A 16468-nucleotide genomic window follows, 5' to 3' on the forward strand; every position below is an offset into this window, starting at 1 on the left:
GCAGCCTGGCTGCCGCAACGGGGCGTAGCCCTATCCCCTGGGCCGCGACAGCGTCAAGGCAGCGCCAAGAGTGGTCGGACCGGCCTGCCTTTTTCAAACATGCCCCTCGCTGAGGCGTGACCAAAGGCGAAGATGCGAATGCTGCCGTCTCCGGCACCGCGCTATGCACGGTCACGTGAAGGCTGTTGGAAGACGTGAATCGGTAGGTAGAAATGAAGCTGTCGCGCCCGAAAGTCGTTCAACCAGCAACGAAGCCTAGTCGCGGGAGACGCAGCACGAACGCTGGGTTTTTCGGGAAAATGGTGCTGCTGGACAGGATTGAACTGTCGACCTCCTCATTACCAATGAGGTGCTCTACCACTGAGCTACAGCAGCCGATCGTCGCGACGCGTCGGCGACGAGCGGGGAGTTAGCGGATCGAAGGCGGCTTGGCAATCACTTCTCGCCGCCTTTGATCGTTGCTGGTGAAACAAGCAACCCTGTGTCCCTTTTGCACGCCGCGCGAATGATGCCGGCGAGGCCGGATTCGGCGACAGCCTCGGCCGCGTCGGAGGGTGTGAACCAGCGATCCTCGCGCTCACCCCGTTCCGGCCAGTGCTTCAGCTGCTTGCGGACCTCCAAAGGGAAGACCTTCACTTGGCAGAGTACGAAATCACGGCTCTTGAGCCGCTTCTCATAGAGGTAGAAACCGAGCGGCCTCTTGCCGATCTCGCCTAGAAGCCCGGCCTCCTCATAGGCCTCGCGCGCAGCGGCCTCGTAGGGCTTGCGCCCCTTCATCGGCCAGCCCTTCGGGATCACCCAGCGGCGGCTCTCACGTGAGGTGATCAGGAGAATCTTGAACCCACCATCCGACAGGCGCCGGAACGGCAAGGCGCCGACCTGACGCCGGGGCTCCGTCTCACTCTCCACCAGGGCTGAACTCATGGAAGGGGAACGCCGCGATGCCGCGTGGGTTCGATGGATCCGCGCGTGATCGGTTCGAGTTCAGCGGCCCGCCGCTTCCCTGCCTCGACGATAAAATTCGGAACTTTCGACAACCAGGTCATCGAGCACCCCTGCCCTGTGGCGTGAGGACCGGCACGCGGGAACGGGCAGGCGGAGAGAAAGGGAAGACCCGATGCGCTGCATGGCACGATGCCGGACGTGGCCGGCCTTTAACGGCAAATGAACGCTTACCTCAAGGTAAAACTTATCCGGCAAACCATATCGATAGCATAGGATAATAAGATGATATCGGAACGGAGCGTACAGCGCGATTGTGACAGTGCGACCACGACGGGCGGTCGACCGAACGGCGTCTCGGCCATGCCGGAGACGGCCTTCAGCCGGCGACGCTGAGGTTCTCGATCAGGGCATTCAGGTCGGCCCGCATAGCCTGCACCTCCGGCTCTGACATGTTGAGCTGGCACATCACCGATTCCCGCACGAGCCGTGCCTCGGCCCGCAGGTCGCGCCCCTGCTGGGTCAGTTGGATCTCGACTTCGCGCTCATCGCTCTGTCGCCGGTGACGGATCAGGAAACCTGCGGTTTCGAGCCGCTTGAGAACGGGCGTCAAGGTTCCGGAATCGAGACGCAGCCGGCGACCGATATCCGACACCGTGACGCCGTCGGTCTCCCAGAGGACGAGGAGGACCAGATATTGCGGGTAGGTCAGCCCCATCCGCTCCAGCATCGGGCGGTAGGACCGGGTGATCCGGTGAGCGGCAGCGTAGAGGGCGTAACAGAGCTGATTATCGAGCAGCAAAGGGTCCGTCGTGGAGCCTGTATGCTCCTCCGGAGCGTCGACCATATACACCACGCGATCTATCCCCGGATCAGGCCGGCGCGATGCCCAAGCGGCGTCATCGGTTCCTCGCGCTTGGGTCTCGTACGTCGTACCGGGCCGTGACAGCCCACAACACGAAAGTCTCGCCATTTCATTCCGATTGCAAGCATTTACCCGATCGGTGAAGCGGACCCATGCTTCGATCGCGGCAGGCGGATGCGCCGGATCGGCCGAGCCGGGCAGCAGGATCGCCCCTCCAGTTACGATGTCGAAGGAATGACGCCGGAACAGCCTGTGACCGCCGCCTTTTTGGCCTGGGCGTGAGCGGGGGGAGCGGCCACAATGCCGTCTTCCAGCCTGTGACAGGATACCACGATGCAGCTTGTTCCTCCCGCTTACCGGCCCACCGGTCGTCCGATCGCCTTCGCCCTGGCTCTGAGCGTCGGATTGTCCCTCGCGCCGCTCCCAGCCATCGCTCTCGAAGGCCCGGCACCGGCCAAACCCGGTGAAGCGGCGGCCCCGGCCACGACGACAAAGCCCCGCGTGGTCATCGTCGCCACGGGCGGCACGATCGCGGGCGCGGGTGCGGATGCCGCCAACAGCGCCACCTATCAGGCGGCGAAGGTTCCGGTGGATAAGCTCATCGCCGCCGTGCCGGCCATCGCACAGGTGGCTGAGGTACGCGGCGAGCAGGCGTTCCAGATCGCCTCGGAGAGCTTCACCAACGCACAGTTGATTCAACTCGCCAAGCAGGTCTCCGCCTTGGTCAAGCGCGACGACGTGGATGGAGTGGTCATCACCCACGGTACCGACACCGTGGAGGAGACGGCCTATTTCCTCAACCTCGTGGTGAAGACCGACAAGCCCATCGTCATGGTCGCCTCCATGCGGCCCTCCACGGCGATCTCGGCCGATGGCGCCCTCAACCTTCTCGATGCCGTAGTGGTGGCTGGCGCGAAGGATGCCCGCGCCAAGGGCGTGCTCCTCACGATGAACGACGAGATCCAGGCCGGACGCGACACCACCAAGCGCGTCAACATCAAGCCCTCGGCTTTCTTCAGCCAGTGGGGACCCCTCGGCATGGTGGTGGAGGGCAAGACCTATTGGTTCCGCGCGCCGGTGAAGCGCCACGGCACCACTTCCGAGTTCGACATCGATTCCATCGATACCCTGCCGGACGTCGCCATCGTCTACGGCTCGGGCAACATGCACCCCGAGCCCTACACCTCCGCCGTCACAACGGGCGCGAAGGCCATCATCCATGCGGGCACCGGCAACGGCTCGGTGGCTGGCTACCTCGTCGATACCCTGAAGGACATCCGCTCCAAGGGCGTGCAAATCATCCGTTCGTCCCGCGTCGGCGACGGCTTCGTCCTGCGCAATGCCGAACAGCCGGACGACAAGTACGATTGGGTCGTCGCCCACGACCTCAACCCGCAGAAGGCCAAGATCCTCGCCGCCGTGGCCCTGACGAAGACGCAGGACACCAAGGAGCTTCAGCGGATCTTCTGGGAGTACTGAGCCCCCACCGCTCGCGCCACGCCTCAGCGCAGGAGGAAGCCCTCCGGCGCGAGAGGCGGCGGCGCGGGCTCCCCCGATGCGTCGAGGACGATCCCCTCCACGACGCGGACCAGTGCGTCGAGGGGGAGATCGTTGGGCTCGGTGCCGAACGGGTCCTCCAACTCGTCTCCGAGGGCATCGAGGCCGAAGAACGTATAGGCGACGAGTGCCGTCACGAGCGGCGTCACCCAGCCCAGCGTGCCCGCCAGACCGAAGGGCAGGAGCAGGCAGTAGATCCAGGCCGTCCGGTAGAGAAGCAGGGTATAGGCGAAGGGCAGCGGGGTGCCCTGGATGCGCTCGCACACGATCTGGACCTGGCCGAGGGCCGCGATCTTCTGCTCGAGGAAGCCGAACTGGATGTCGGTCAGAGCACCGGCCCGCTGTGTTCGTCCGAGATCGGCCGTGAGGTGCACGAGCACGGCGTCGGCGATGCTCGGGCGGTCGCGAAGGGGCGCGGCCTCCGCCTCGGACAGCCAGGGGGTTGCGGCCGCCACCTCGTCCTCGCGCCGCATTTGCGCGTGGAGGGCCTTGGCAAAGCCCATCACGCGTTTCAGTGCGCGGCTTCGCAACGCGTCGTGCCGCTCCTCGGGCAGGAGCGCCGTCAGGAGCCGGGCGAACGCCCTCGCTTCGAGGATCAGCGTTCCCCAGGCTTTGCGCGCCTCCCACCAGCGGTCGTAGCAGGCGCCGTTGCGGAAGCTCAGGAAGATCGAGAGAGCCAGCCCGACCAGGGTGAAAGGCCCGATCCCCGCGCTCATCGGGAAAGGATGGGGCCAAGCCCGCTCGACAGCCACGACGACGATGGCCGCCACGGTGATGAAACTCACCTTCAGCGCGACCCGCGGCAGGATCGAGCCCTGGAGCGTGAAAAGCACCGCCATGAGATTGGGACGCGAACGGACGATCATCGACGACTTATGGTTTCGTTGGGGGGATCACCGGTCGAGGCCAAGGACCGGCATCCCCGAGCCTGCGTCACCTAGCGGCTCCCGGCAAGGCAAGCTCTCGTGACGAACGCGGACCAGCGACCAACCGCCCCAACGTCGTGCGTTCGAATGAGAGACACGAGGTTGGGACCGACAACGGTGGAACGAATCGCCACCAAAATTCGAAATGTTGAATACTTTCGACCTTCTCGCACCGCACAAGTGTTCAGCCAATGATGGCGAGCCCTAAGGATTAGACGCAATCCTCGCTGATCACTGGAAATGCCGGCAGTCCGGACATGAAAACTCGGGCTAACGCTGCACTGCAACAAGACGCGAACGCCGCGACTGGCGCTAGACCGGACCCTTGCGAAAACTGGACCGTATCTTTACGCTGCCTGCGCCAAACAAGACTTCCTCATCCACGGCATTATGCAAAATATCACTTGCGTTAGGGCCGGGATGCGGGAGGCGCTCTGAGGATAGACCGGTCGATGAAGAAAAATAAGGTGATCACGGCCGAGGAGGCGATCGCCCTCATCCGGCATGACGACGTCGTCACCACGACGGGGTTCGTCCAGAGCTGCATCCCGGAGGCGCTCCATGCCGCTCTGGAGAAGCGCTTCGTCGACACGGGCGCCCCGCGCGGCCTGACCCTGATCATGACCGCCGGCGCCGGCGACAGCAAAGGCCTCGGCACCGGCCGCCTCCACCACGAGGGCCTGCTGAAGCGTGTCATCGCCGCAAATTTCGGCCGCATGCCGAAAGTGGCCAAGGCCGCCCAGGACAACAAGATCGTCGGCTACAACCTGCCCCAGGGCGTGATCTCGCAGCTCTACCGCGCCTGCGCCGCCGGCCAGCCCGGCCTCTTCTCCAAGGTCGGCCTGCATACCTATGTCGATCCGCGCCATGGCGGCGCCCGCGTGAACGAGGTGACGACGGACGAGATCGTCAAGCTCGTGGAGGTCGATGGCGAGGAATGGCTGTTCTACACCGCCACCAAGATCGACGTCGCCTTCATCCGCGGCACCTCGGCGGACCCGGCCGGCAACATCTCCTTCGAGAAGGAGGCTCTCACCCTCGACTGCCTGGCCCAGGCCATGGCCGCGCGAAACAATGGCGGCATCGTCATCGCGCAGGTGGAGCGCATCGTCGATGACGGCTTCCTGTTGCCCAAGGACGTGCGGGTGCCGGGCATCCTCGTCGATTGCGTGGTGCTGGCCGAGCCCGAGATGCACCGCATGAATTACGGCGTGCAGCACGACGCGGCGCTGGCCGGCCAGATCCGCGTGCCGGTGAGCGGCATGAAGAAGATGAAGCTCGACGCCCGCAAGATCATCGCCCGCCGCGCGGCTTTCGAATTGCCGCCGAACGGCGTGGTCAATCTCGGCGTCGGCGCTCCCGAGGGGATCTCGGCGGTGGCCAACGAGGAGAAGGTGACGCCCTACATCACCCTCACCACAGAGGCCGGGGCCGTGGGCGGCGTGCTCGCTTCCGGGTCGAGCTTCGGCGCGGCGACGAATGCCGATTGCGTCATCGACCAGAACCAGATGTTCGACTTCTACGATGGCGGCGGCCTCGACATGACCTGCCTCGGCATGGCCGAGTGCGACCAGCACGGCAACGTCAACACCAGTGCGTTCGGCGGCAAGCTCAACGGCTGCGGCGGCTTCATCAACATCAGCCAGAACGCGCGGAGCGTCGTCTTCGCCGGCACCTTCACCGTGGGCGGCCTGGAGACCACGATCGAAGACGGCAAGCTCAAGATCGTCACCGAGGGACGCTCGCAGAAATTCCTGCCGCAGGTGGAGCAGATCACCTTCAGCGGTCCCTATGCGCAGAAGCGTTCGCAGCCGGTGATCTACGTCACCGAGCGTTGTGTCTTCCAGCTCACCGACGAAGGGCTCGAACTCATCGAGGTGGCACCGGGCATCGATATCGAGCGCGATATCCTGCCCCATATGGGCTTCACGCCGATCATCAAGCACCCGGCGCAGATGGATGCGCGACTGTTCCGGGACGAGCCGATGGAACTGCTCTCGGATCTCCTCAACCTCAACCTGCCGGAACGGGTCAGCTACGACGCCGAGCGCAACATCCTCTTCCTCAACCTCGAAGGCTGGCACGCCCGCATCAAGAGCGACATCGACGACCTGCGCAAGGTCCTGGTCGATGCCTGCAAGAAGGCCGGCCAACGGGTCAACTCGGTGGTCAACCATGACGGGTTTCGCATCAACGAGAACCTGTACGACGATTACGCAAGCATGATCCAATACCTGTCGGCGAACTACTATCTCACCACCACGCGCTACGCGACGAGCGCCTTCCTGCGTCTCAAGATGGAAGAAGCGCTCAACAATCGCGGCCTCGCCCCGCATGTCTTCGAGCGTAAGGAAGACGCCCACGCCTTCCTCGACGGCATGGACCGCAAGGTGCGGCGCGCCTCTACGGCCATCGACGCGGCGGCGTGAGAAATGCCGCCTCCGGGTAAGGCTCGGAGGCGGCGTGCCGCTCGGGATGAAGTGCAGCGTCATGCTGCGGCGACCGACCGCTCCGCCCACAGGGCGGATGCTCGGCCTTAAGCCTTTCTCAGGTTTCGGTTGCAATCACATCATCGACACCGCCCGCTCCCCTCGGGGAACGGGCGGGCGAGGTGATGGAGAACGCGTCCGTGGTTACGATCAAATCCTCGCTGCCCTTGGATGCGCATACGATCGACATTTATTCGTATGACGAGCAGGTCAGCTATTCCCATCAGGTCGAGACGGGTTTTCGCGCCTCGCTGAGCGAGGACATCTTCTTCGACATCGTCGGCTCCGGGTTCTCCTACGAGGCCGGCCCCTACCCCGTCACGGGCGTGACTAATGGCGTCACCCTGTTCTACGGCGCCAGTACCCTCCTGGAGATCCAGGGGCTCGCCATCACGGCTGATCAGGCTCTCATCTATCGCGAGCAGGATGCCGGGACCGTTCGAGCCGCGATTCTGTCGGGCGACGACACCCTCACCGGATCGAAATACGCCGATCTCCTCGATGGCTATGCCGGGGCGGATTCGATGACCGGTGGCGGTGGCGACGACGTCTACATCGTCGACAATATCGGCGACCGGGTGTTCGAGCGTCCGATGGCGGGCACCGACCGCGTCGAGGCCTCCATTTCGTTCTCCCTCGGTAAGCAGTTCATCGAGAACCTGACCCTGACGGGGAACGCGGCCATCAACGGCACCGGCAACACGCTCGACAACGTGCTTCTCGGCAACGATGCGGCGAACAAGCTGAAGGGCGGGGGCGGCAGCGACATCCTCGTGGGCGGCGTGGGGAAGGATACGCTCACGGGCGGCGTCGGCAACGACACCTTCGCCTTCCGGGCCATCTCGGACAGCCTTGCCGGCAAAACTTACGACACGATCACGGATTTTGCTTTGGGCCAGGACCGGATCGACCTCTCGGCGATCCAGGCGGTGACCGGTGCCGAGGGCGACCAGGGCTTCACCTTCATCGGCGATGCCGCCCTCGCCCAAGCCGGCGACCTGCATATGCGGGTGTCCGGAAGCTCCACGTTCCTCGAAGGCGATGTCGACGGGAATGGACGGGCCGATTTCCAGATCCTGTTGAAGGCCATCGTCGGCGGCCTTCAGGCGAGCGACTTCATCCTCTGATCCCGCGGGCGGTTCACGCCTCCGGCGTCGGCACGCCGATGCCGACATAGTGGAAGCCGTGGCGGGCCACGTCCTCGCCCCGGTAGACGTTGCGCAGGTCCACTACCACCCGGGCGGCCATGCTGTCGGCGAGCAGCGCCCAATCGAGGGCGCGGAAGGCGTTCCACTCGGTGACGATGACGAGGGCGTCCGCCCCTTCGGCACAGGAGTAGGGGTCGTCCGCATAGGCGATGTCGGGCATCAGGTGCTTCGCGCCCTCCATCCCCTCCGGGTCGTGCGCGCGGATGCGGGCGCCGGCATCCTGCAGGCCGGCGACGATGGACAGGGACGGCGCGTCGCGCATGTCGTCGGTATTCGGTTTGAAGGTGAGGCCGAGGAGCGCGATGGTCTTGCCCCTCACCGAGCCGCCGCAGGCGGTGACGATCTTGCGCGCCATCGCCCGCTTGCGCTGGTCGTTGACGGCGACCACCGCTTCGACGAGCCGGATCGGCGTGCCGCAATCCTGCGCCGTCTTCACCAGCGCCAGGGTATCCTTGGGGAAGCACGAGCCGCCATAGCCCGGCCCCGCATGCAGGAATTTCGAGCCGATGCGATTGTCGAGGCCGATGCCGCGCGCGACCTCCTGGACGTTGGCGCCGACCTGCTCGCAGAGATCGGCGATCTCGTTGATGAACGTGATCTTGGTGGCGAGGAACGCGTTGGCGGCGTATTTCGTCAGTTCCGCCGTGCGGCGGCCCGTGACGAGGATCGGCGCCTGGTTGAGATAGAGCGGGCGGTAGACCTCGTTCATGACGCTGGCCGCGCGGGCATCGTCCGCCCCGATGACGATGCGGTCCGGCCGTTTGAAATCGCCGATCGCCGCGCCTTCGCGCAGGAATTCGGGGTTCGACACCACGGCGAAATCGGCATCGGGCCGCGCCTCGCGGATGATGCGCTCGACCTCGTCTCCGGTGCCGACGGGAACCGTGGATTTGGTCACCACCACGGTATAGCCGGTGAGCGCGGCGGCGATGTCACGGGCCGCCGCATAGACGTAGGAGAGATCGGCGAAGCCGTCGCCCCGCCGGGACGGCGTGCCCACCGCGATGAACACCGTGTCGGCGGCGGCGACCGCGCTCGTCAGGTCGGTGGCGAAGGTCAGCCGGTTCTGGCGGACATTGTCGGCCACCAGCGTATTGAGGCCCGGTTCGAAGATCGGGATACGCCCCTGCTCGAGCGCCTCGATCTTGGCCGGATCGTTGTCGACGCAACAGACCGTGTGGCCGAAATCGGCGAAGCACGCACCGGAGACCAGGCCGACATACCCCGCGCCGATCATCGCGATCTTCATCAGGCTCTCTCCTCGGCCGCCTCGATCGGGCGTCTCGACCAACCGTCTCTCGCCGCCGGCGGTGACAGATCCATGACGGATCGGGCGCTTGCCACCCTCGGCCCCACCGGACCGGGAGGATAGCGGACCATCACGTCGGCAGGTCTCGCTGCCTTCACCTCCGCCGGGCGGATCGATGGACCGGGGCTGTATAGCAGCCCCTCGCGGATGACAAACGAGAGGCCGGTTCGGTCACTCCGGGTCTCGGGGCGATCCCGGCGCGTGCGTCGCGGAGCGCAGCGTCCGCCGCCATGATACGATATCGGCCATGATCCTTCGCTTCATCCCGCCGGCCGCCGGCCGCAGACAGGTTTCGTCCCGCGCGACGCAGGTGCTCGCAGCCGCCGCGATGGCTCTGATGGGCCTCGTCTTCACCGTAGAGGCAGGCGCTGCCCGCCCCTTCGTCGATGCGGCCGGGCGCAAAGTGGAGGTGCCAGAGCGCGCGCGCCGCATCCTCGCCGCCGGTCCGCCGGCCTCGGTCCTGCTCTACACACTGGCGCCCGAGACCATGATCGGCTGGGTCCGCGCCCCCTCCCCCGACGAGGCCGCCTTCCTGTCACCTGACACGCGTGGCCTGCCCGCTTATGGCCGGCTCACCGGCCGGGGCAATACCGCCAATGTCGAGGCCGTGCTCACTCTGAAGCCGGACCTCATCATCGACGTGGGCAGCACGGCATCGACCTATGCGTCCCTCGCCGACCGGGTGCAGGCGCAGACGGGCATCCCCTACATTCTCCTCGACGGCGGCATCGACCGGACGGGCGAGACCTATGCCAAGCTCGGCGATCTGGTGGGAGTGCAAGAGCGGGCCAGGGATCTCGCCGCCCATGCGGAGGCGATGATCGCCGAGGTGAAGGACCGGATCACCTCGATCCCTGCCGACAGGCGACCGCGCGTCTACTACGCTCGTGGGCCACGCGGATTGGAGACGGGGGTTTCGGGCTCGATCAATACCGAGCTCCTCGACCTGGCCGGCGCTTGCAATGTCGCGGAGGGCGGGGGCGCCACGGGGCTCACCACGATCTCGCCGGAACAGGTCCTGGCCTGGGACCCCGACGCCATCGTCACCCTCGACCCGGCTTTCCACCGGACCATATCCACCGATCCGCTCTGGAGCACGCTACGGGCCGTTCGCGCCGGCCGGGTCTACCAGACGCCGCGCCTGCCCTTCGGCTGGTTCGACTCGCCGCCGGGAATCAACCGCCTGATCGGCCTGCGCTGGCTCGCGGGACGGCTGTATCCCGACCTCTTCCCCGAGCCGATGGAGAGCATCACGCGCGATTTCTACACGCGCTTCTACCACGTGGACCTCGACGCGGCGCAGCTGGAAACCCTACTGAAGGATGCAGGGGCGGCCCGCCCGTGACAGCCTCCTCCCTGGCAGCCCGGCCCGCCTTGCGCTTCGCGGTGGCGGGCGTACTCCCGCTCATCGCGCTGGTGATGCTGGTCCTGGTGTCGCTGGCGACGGGCAAGTACTCCGTGCCCGTCGCCGATGTAGCGCGCATCCTCTGGGCGAAACTGCTCGGGCTGACCTCTTCCATCGATCCGACCGCGCAGATCGTCGTGCTGCAGGTGCGCCTGCCGCGCGTGGCGGCGAGCCTCGTCGTCGGCGCTGCCCTCGCTGCGGCGGGCTCGACCTACCAGGGCCTGTTTCGCAATCCCCTGGTCTCGCCCGATATCCTCGGCGTCTCGGCGGGGGCGAGCCTCGGTGCCGTACTCGGTATCTTCCTCTCGCTCCCCGTGGGTGCGATCCAGCTCCTCGCCTTCGCCGGGGGATTGCTCGCCGTGGGCGCGGTCTATGCGGTGGGCCTCGCGGTGCGGCGGCACGATCCGGTGCTCACCCTGGTGCTGGCCGGCGTCGCCATCGGAGCGGTGCTGGGCTCCGCGATCTCGCTGCTCAAGGTGCTGGCCGACCCCTATAACCAGCTGCCCGCCATCACCTACTGGCTGCTCGGCAGCCTCGCCTCCGTCAGCCTCGGCGATGTCGGAGCGATCCTGCCGGCCATGGTGCTCGGCCTGCTGCCGCTCGTCCTGTTCGCCTGGCGGATGAACCTGATGAGTCTCGGCGAGGAGGAGGCCCGTGCGCTGGGCGTGGAGACACGTTTGCTGCGGCCGTTGTTCATCGCCGCCGCGACGCTGGTGACCGCCGCCGCCGTCTCGGTCACCGGCGTGATCGGCTGGATCGGCCTCATCATCCCGCATGTGGCGCGGCTGATCGTCGGCCCGGATTTCCGCCGCCTGCTGCTGGCCTCCCTTCTGATGGGGGCGGGCTATCTCCTCGCGGTGGATCTCGTCGCCCGCACCGTCGCGCCCATCGAGGTGCCGCTGGGCATCCTCACCGCGCTCATCGGCGCACCGTTCTTCCTCTGGCTCCTGGCCACCGCGAAGGGGGGCTGGGCTTGAGCCTGGAGGTCCAGAACCTCGCTTTCGGCTACGGCGCCAAGCCCCTCGGCGAGGGCATCGACTTCACCTTAAAGGCGGGCGAGGTGCTTGGCCTTCTGGGCCCGAATGGCGGCGGCAAGACTACCCTCTTCAAGACCCTCCTCGGCCTGCTTCCGGCCCAGGCGGGGCGAATCCTCCTCGACGGCGAAGATGTGGCGACGTGGTCGCGGGCGCGGTTCGCGCGGAGCGTCGCCTACGTTCCGCAGGCTCATGCCGCCTTCTTCCCCTTCAGGGTTCAGGACGTGGTGCTGATGGGGCGGGCGAGCCGCCTCGGTGCCTTCGCGGCGCCCGGCAAAGCGGACGCGGCGATCGCCCTCGAGGCCCTGGCAACCCTCGGTATCCGGCATCTGTCCGAGCGGCGTTACACGGAGATCAGCGGTGGCGAGCGCCAACTCGTCCTCATTGCCAGGGCTCTCGCCGGGGAGCCGCGCTTCCTCGTCATGGACGAGCCAACCGCGAGCCTGGATTTCGGCAACCAGGCCCGCGTCCTCGACCAAGTGCGGCGCCTCAAGGAACGCGGCATGGGCGTCGTTCTCTCGACGCACGACCCCGACCACGCCTTCCTCTGCGATCGGGTGGCGCTCCTGCACGAGGGCCGGCTCCTGGCGCTCGGCAGACCGGAGGAAGCCGTCACGCCGGAGACCCTGCGCCTCCTCTACGGAGTCGACGTCGCCATCGTGCCCCTGCCGGGCGGCGGGCGCTTCATCTGCACGGCGATCCTGCCCCGCTGACGCGGCACACCTGTGGCCACCCGCGCGTTGCCCTGCCGACCTGCCGCGATGATGGGACGGGATGCCCGATGCCAGTGCTGGAGACCCCCGACGGCCGCTACATCGTCGTCAAGGGACGGCTCTGGCGGCGTACCAATCCGAACTTGAGCGAAGAGAAGCGGGAGCATCTCGTCAAGGCACTGATGGATGCGCGGCGGGCGGTGAAGGAGGCCAAGCGCTCGGGCGACGAGGCCGCTATGAAGCGCGCCCGCGCGGCGGTCGACGCCGCCAAGCACGGCCTCGGCGAGCGCGGCCCCGTCTGGTGGACGGACGGCACGCCCGACCAGAACCGCCGCATGGTCACGAACACGACCTATGCCGAGTGGTATGCGGGGCTGGAGGCGGCATAGCGGAACCATCGCGTCATCCCACGATCGCTTCCGTCTGCATCGCCGATGGGAACACGAGATCCCGATTTGCGCGAGCCGGCGATGTCGGGAAGCGGAGCTTCAGCGCGCGAGAAGCTTTGCGCTGAAGCTGCCGACACTCAGGATCACGAGGGCGCAGAGCGCGAGGGCGGTGAACTGGCCGAGGCCCTGAAGCGCCGAGCCGAGGATCGCGACTCCCAAAGCCTGGCCACAGAAGAACGAGAAGGCGTGGAGCGAAACCGCCGAGGCGCGGGCCGTCGGTGCCACCTCGGTGACCTGCACCTGAAAGGTGTTGTGGAGCATGTAGAAGCCGAGGCCCAACGCCACCAGGGCCGCGCAATCCACCTGCCAGCTTGCCGCGCTGCCGATGACCAGAAGGGCGCCGGCGCAGATTACGCCTCCGCCGATCAGCATCCGCCGCATCCCGAGGAGGCGCAGGAGCACGGCGACGAAGGCCGAGTAGAGCAAACCACCGGCGGCGAAGCCCGCCAGTGCCAGCCCGGCCTCGCGGGGGCCGCCCTCCCCGCGCGCCTCGATCAACGGCGCGAGATGGGGAAAGATGCCGAAGACTGCGATGGCCTCCACGAAGACGGCGATGAACAGGACCCGCGCACGGGGGATCGCGACGATGGTGCGGTAGCGGGCCACCGCTTCGCCCAGCGCGAAGCGTTTGGGTGCCGCGCCGGCCGCCCATTCGAAGCCGAGGATCGCAGCCGCACAGCCGAGGGCCGCCACCGCCGCCGTGATGGCGAAGACGCCCTTCCAACCGACATCGGCCTCGATGAGACCGGCGAAGGTCGAGCCGGACAATTGGCCGAGGATGACAGCGACGAGGAACCGGCCAATGGCGACCTGTCGGCGCTCCAGCGGGATACGGTCGCCCATGAGGGCGAGCGCCAGGGGAATGACGCCGCCCGCCGCCGCGCCCGCCAGGATGCGGAGCCCGAACAGCACGGTGAGATCGGCCGAGACCGCGCATCCGGCAAGCGCCAGGGTGAGGATGCCGAGACAGACCGCGATGACCCGTTCCTTGCCCAACGAATCCCCGACCGGCCCGAGGATCGGCTGGATCAGCGCATAGGGCAGCGCGAAGGCCGTCGAGAGAAGTGCCACCGTATGCGGATCGCTCTGCAGATCGCGGGCGAGCACGCCGACGAGGGGCTCGATGGCCCGTCCGGCAAAGGTGCTGGCGAAGCCGGCGAAAGCCAGGATCACGATCAGGCGCGTGGTCGAGAAGGCCGTTGGCGCTACGGTCATACACACCCTCGAAACGGGGACGATCCGGCCGACCCTCGCACGAGCGTCCGCACGGGTGTTTTCCATACGCGGATCATGACGGCAACGCGCGATGCGCCCGGTATCAGGCTTTCGCCGCCAAGGCATCGGCGAGATCGACGATCCGCTCGCGCCAGGCGAGGGGCCGGAGCCAGCGTTCGGGGATCGCCGAGGCGCCGTAGAGGGCGCCTGCGAGCTGGCCGGTGACGGCACCGACCGTATCGGCGTCCTCGCCAAGATTGACGGTCAGGATCAGCACGTCCTCGAAGGTCTCGGTGCTGCCGACCGACCGGAGCGCCGCCTCCAGCGTGTGGAACACGTAGCCGGACACGACGACAGATGATTACGTACCGCCCGTTGCGATACGTTATTCGGCGGGCATCGGCTCGGGTACGACGGGCCTTTTCGGTTGAGGGGCCACACGCTCCACCGAGGGCAGGACCTCGTCATCGACCCGCTCCTCCTCGGCGCGCTTGAGGATCTCTCGGGCCTCGTCGGCTTCGCGCTGGCGGCTCCAGAGGGAAGCGTAGACCCCGCCGAGATCGAGCAGGGTCGGGTGGTCGCCGCGCTCGACGATGACGCCCCGGTCGAGAACGATGATTTCGTCGGCATTCACCACCGTCGACAGGCGGTGGGCGATGACCAGGGTGGTCCGACCGCGGCTGACCTTGTCGAGGGCGTCTTGGATCTCGCGCTCGGTGAAGGAATCGAGGGCCGAGGTCGCCTCGTCGAGGACGAGGATCGGCGGGCCCTTCAGGATCGTACGGGCGATGGCGACGCGCTGTTTCTCGCCGCCCGAGAGCTTCAGGCCGCGCTCGCCCACCGGCGTGTCGTAGCCTTCCGGCAAAGCGGAGACGAACCGGTCGATCTGGGCGAGGCGGGCGGCCTCGCGCACCGCCTCGTCGCTCGCATCCCACTGGCCGTAGCGGATGTTGTAGCCGATCGTGTCGTTGAACAGCACGGTGTCCTGCGGGACCATGCCGATGGCGGCCCGCAGGCTGCCCTGCTCGACGGAGGCAATGTCCTGGCCGTCGATGAGGATGCGGCCGGATTGCGGCTCGTAGAACCGGAACAGTAGGCGCGACAGGGTCGATTTACCCGCCCCCGACGGGCCGACGATGGCAATCGTACGCCCGGCCGGCACCTCGAAGCTGACGCCGCGCAGGATCGGCCGTGCCGGATCGTAGGCGAAGCGCACGTCCTCGAACCGGACCACACCGGCCGAGACCGCAAGAGGTTTGGCGCCGGGCCTGTCGGCGATTTCCGGGTTGCGATGCAGGATCCGGAACATGTCGTCGATGTCGATCAACGCCTGTTTGATCTCGCGGTAGATCATGCCCATGAAGTTGAGCGGCATGGAGAGCTGGATCAGCATGGTATTCACGAGGACGAAGCCGCCGAGCGTGGTTCGCCCGGCCATGATGTCCCGCGCGGCGAGCCACATCACCACCGTCATGCCGATGGTGAAGATCAAAGCCTGACCGGCATTGAGCACGGCGAGCGAAACGTAGGTCTGGGTCGACGCTGTCTCGTATTTGGCCATGGAGCTATCGTAGCGTTCAGCCTCGCGGCGTTCGGCACCGAAATACTTCACGGTCTCGAAATTGAGCAGCGAATCGACCGCCTTGGTGTTCGCGTCGGTATCCGAGTTGTTCATCCGCCGGCGGATCTCGATCCGCCATTGCGTCGCCTTCCAGGTGAAGGCGAGATAGGCGGCCACCATGACGAAGACGACGAACGAGTAGAGCCAGTCGAACTCGTAGGCGAGGACGCCGATCACCAGCACGAACTCGACGATGGTGGGAACCAGCGTCAGCACCATCAGGCGCGAAAGCTCTTCGATGCCGCCGCGGCCGCGTTCGAGCACGCGGGTGAGGCCCCCGGTCTTACGCTCCAGATGGAAGCGCAGGGAGAGCCGGTGCATATGCTCGAAAGTCTGGAGCGCGAGGCGACGCACCGCATGCATCGCCACCTTGGCGAAGAGCCCGTCGCGCACCTGGGTGAGCAAGGCCATGATCACGCGTGACAGGCCGTAGAGCCCGATCATCAGCATCGGCGCCGCGAACAGGCCCGTGGGGAGCGTGGCGCCGAGGCCGTCCTTGTCCCCCACCGCCGCCACGAGGGCGTCGGTCGCCCATTTGAAGGTGAAGGGCGTCAGCATCGTCACGAATTTCGCGACGAGGAGGAGGCCAAAGGCGAGGAAGACACGCCGCTGCAGGTCCGGCCGGGTATGGGGCCAGAGGTAAGGCCACAGGCGCCGATACGTGGCGAACAGGCCGGGACGCTCGGGCGGCGGCGTGCCGCCGTTCGCCACGGCAGTGGGATCGGTGGTCATTCA

At 66.5% G+C, this 16468-nt stretch carries 14 protein-coding genes and 1 tRNA gene; 7 read left to right on the plus strand and 8 right to left on the minus strand.

Annotation, left to right across the window (positions count from 1 at the left end; all coding sequences use genetic code 11):
• Nucleotides 1–300: 300 nt before the first annotated feature.
• The 3 genes from RQI43_RS03820 to RQI43_RS03830 form a co-directional block, all read right to left on the minus strand.
• Nucleotides 301–375: transfer RNA gene (locus RQI43_RS03820), tRNA-Thr, on the minus strand.
• Nucleotides 376–435: 60 nt separating this feature from the next.
• Nucleotides 436–924, minus strand: coding sequence for an NUDIX hydrolase (locus RQI43_RS03825; RefSeq protein WP_056423671.1), 489 nt, complete (start codon nt 922–924; stop codon nt 436–438).
• Between the two features lie 397 nt (nt 925–1321).
• Complete coding sequence (locus tag RQI43_RS03830) at nt 1322–1789, minus strand: MarR family winged helix-turn-helix transcriptional regulator (RefSeq protein ID WP_056423669.1); 468 nt, start codon at nt 1787–1789, stop codon at nt 1322–1324.
• A gap of 351 nt (nt 1790–2140) precedes the next feature.
• Here RQI43_RS03830 and RQI43_RS03835 point away from each other — a divergent pair, with 351 nt between their 5' ends.
• On the plus strand, nt 2141–3286 hold the full coding sequence (locus RQI43_RS03835) for a type II asparaginase (protein WP_311274261.1): 1146 nt from the start codon (nt 2141–2143) through the stop codon (nt 3284–3286).
• Between the two features lie 23 nt (nt 3287–3309).
• Here RQI43_RS03835 and RQI43_RS03840 read toward each other — a convergent pair whose 3' ends face one another.
• Nucleotides 3310–4230 (minus strand): bestrophin family protein, encoded by a 921-nt coding sequence (locus tag RQI43_RS03840; protein WP_311274262.1) that lies wholly within the window; start codon nt 4228–4230, stop codon nt 3310–3312.
• A 512-nt stretch (nt 4231–4742) separates the two neighbouring features.
• Here RQI43_RS03840 and RQI43_RS03845 point away from each other — a divergent pair.
• Complete coding sequence (locus tag RQI43_RS03845) at nt 4743–6719, plus strand: acyl CoA:acetate/3-ketoacid CoA transferase (protein ID WP_056161468.1); 1977 nt, start codon at nt 4743–4745, stop codon at nt 6717–6719.
• Nucleotides 6720–6919: 200 nt separating this feature from the next.
• Entirely contained in the window at nt 6920–7906 is a 987-nt protein-coding gene (locus tag RQI43_RS03850) for a M10 family metallopeptidase C-terminal domain-containing protein (protein WP_311274263.1), read from the plus strand.
• Between the two features lie 13 nt (nt 7907–7919).
• Here RQI43_RS03850 and RQI43_RS03855 read toward each other — a convergent pair whose 3' ends face one another.
• On the minus strand, nt 7920–9236 hold the full coding sequence (locus RQI43_RS03855; RefSeq protein ID WP_207410063.1) for a UDP-glucose/GDP-mannose dehydrogenase family protein: 1317 nt from the start codon (nt 9234–9236) through the stop codon (nt 7920–7922).
• A 307-nt stretch (nt 9237–9543) separates the two neighbouring features.
• Here RQI43_RS03855 and RQI43_RS03860 point away from each other — a divergent pair, with 307 nt between their 5' ends.
• From RQI43_RS03860 to RQI43_RS03875, 4 genes are all read left to right on the plus strand, one after another.
• On the plus strand, nt 9544–10641 hold the full coding sequence (locus tag RQI43_RS03860; protein WP_405030546.1) for an iron ABC transporter substrate-binding protein: 1098 nt from the start codon (nt 9544–9546) through the stop codon (nt 10639–10641).
• Nucleotides 10638–11678, plus strand: a complete 1041-nt coding sequence (locus RQI43_RS03865) for an iron ABC transporter permease (RefSeq protein ID WP_311274264.1) — start codon at nt 10638–10640, stop codon at nt 11676–11678. The genes RQI43_RS03860 and RQI43_RS03865 overlap by 4 nt, the downstream gene beginning before the upstream one ends.
• On the plus strand, nt 11675–12448 hold the full coding sequence (locus tag RQI43_RS03870) for an ABC transporter ATP-binding protein (protein WP_056423658.1): 774 nt from the start codon (nt 11675–11677) through the stop codon (nt 12446–12448). Before RQI43_RS03865 ends, RQI43_RS03870 begins: the two co-directional genes overlap by 4 nt.
• Before the next feature lie 68 nt (nt 12449–12516).
• A complete protein-coding gene (locus tag RQI43_RS03875; RefSeq protein ID WP_056423656.1) occupies nt 12517–12837 on the plus strand; it encodes a hypothetical protein in 321 nt (106 codons plus the stop codon).
• Nucleotides 12838–12936: 99 nt separating this feature from the next.
• On the opposite strand, the gene RQI43_RS03880 is transcribed toward RQI43_RS03875, so the two are convergent.
• The 3 genes from RQI43_RS03880 to RQI43_RS03890 all read right to left on the minus strand — a co-directional run bounded on the left by RQI43_RS03880 (nt 12937) and on the right by RQI43_RS03890 (nt 16465).
• Nucleotides 12937–14112 (minus strand): MFS transporter, encoded by a 1176-nt coding sequence (locus RQI43_RS03880; protein ID WP_056423654.1) that lies wholly within the window; start codon nt 14110–14112, stop codon nt 12937–12939.
• Nucleotides 14113–14215: 103 nt separating this feature from the next.
• Complete coding sequence (locus RQI43_RS03885; protein WP_056423652.1) at nt 14216–14461, minus strand: ADP-ribosylglycohydrolase family protein; 246 nt, start codon at nt 14459–14461, stop codon at nt 14216–14218.
• 36 nt (nt 14462–14497) lie between these two features.
• Nucleotides 14498–16465, minus strand: a complete 1968-nt coding sequence (locus tag RQI43_RS03890) for an ABC transporter ATP-binding protein/permease (RefSeq protein ID WP_056423650.1) — start codon at nt 16463–16465, stop codon at nt 14498–14500.
• Nucleotides 16466–16468: the final 3 nt, after the last annotated feature.

The organism is Methylobacterium sp. WCS2018Hpa-22, assembly GCF_031843785.1.
Classification (GTDB): Bacteria; Pseudomonadota; Alphaproteobacteria; order Rhizobiales; family Beijerinckiaceae; genus Methylobacterium.

Bases quoted from the DNA above. Each gene is read 5' to 3' on its own strand.
- RQI43_RS03875 (WP_056423656.1), top strand. From the start codon at position 12,517: ATGCCAGTGCTGGAGACCCCCGACGGCCGCTACATCGTCGTCAAGGGA.
- RQI43_RS03840 (WP_311274262.1), bottom strand. From the start codon at position 4,230: ATGATCGTCCGTTCGCGTCCCAATCTCATGGCGGTGCTTTTCACGCTC.
- RQI43_RS03860 (WP_405030546.1), top strand. From the start codon at position 9,544: ATGATCCTTCGCTTCATCCCGCCGGCCGCCGGCCGCAGACAGGTTTCG.
- RQI43_RS03880 (WP_056423654.1), bottom strand. From the start codon at position 14,112: ATGACCGTAGCGCCAACGGCCTTCTCGACCACGCGCCTGATCGTGATC.
- RQI43_RS03845 (WP_056161468.1), top strand. From the start codon at position 4,743: ATGAAGAAAAATAAGGTGATCACGGCCGAGGAGGCGATCGCCCTCATC.
- RQI43_RS03890 (WP_056423650.1), bottom strand. From the start codon at position 16,465: ATGACCACCGATCCCACTGCCGTGGCGAACGGCGGCACGCCGCCGCCC.
- RQI43_RS03825 (WP_056423671.1), bottom strand. From the start codon at position 924: ATGAGTTCAGCCCTGGTGGAGAGTGAGACGGAGCCCCGGCGTCAGGTC.
- RQI43_RS03855 (WP_207410063.1), bottom strand. From the start codon at position 9,236: ATGAAGATCGCGATGATCGGCGCGGGGTATGTCGGCCTGGTCTCCGGT.
- RQI43_RS03830 (WP_056423669.1), bottom strand. From the start codon at position 1,789: ATGGTCGACGCTCCGGAGGAGCATACAGGCTCCACGACGGACCCTTTG.
- RQI43_RS03835 (WP_311274261.1), top strand. From the start codon at position 2,141: ATGCAGCTTGTTCCTCCCGCTTACCGGCCCACCGGTCGTCCGATCGCC.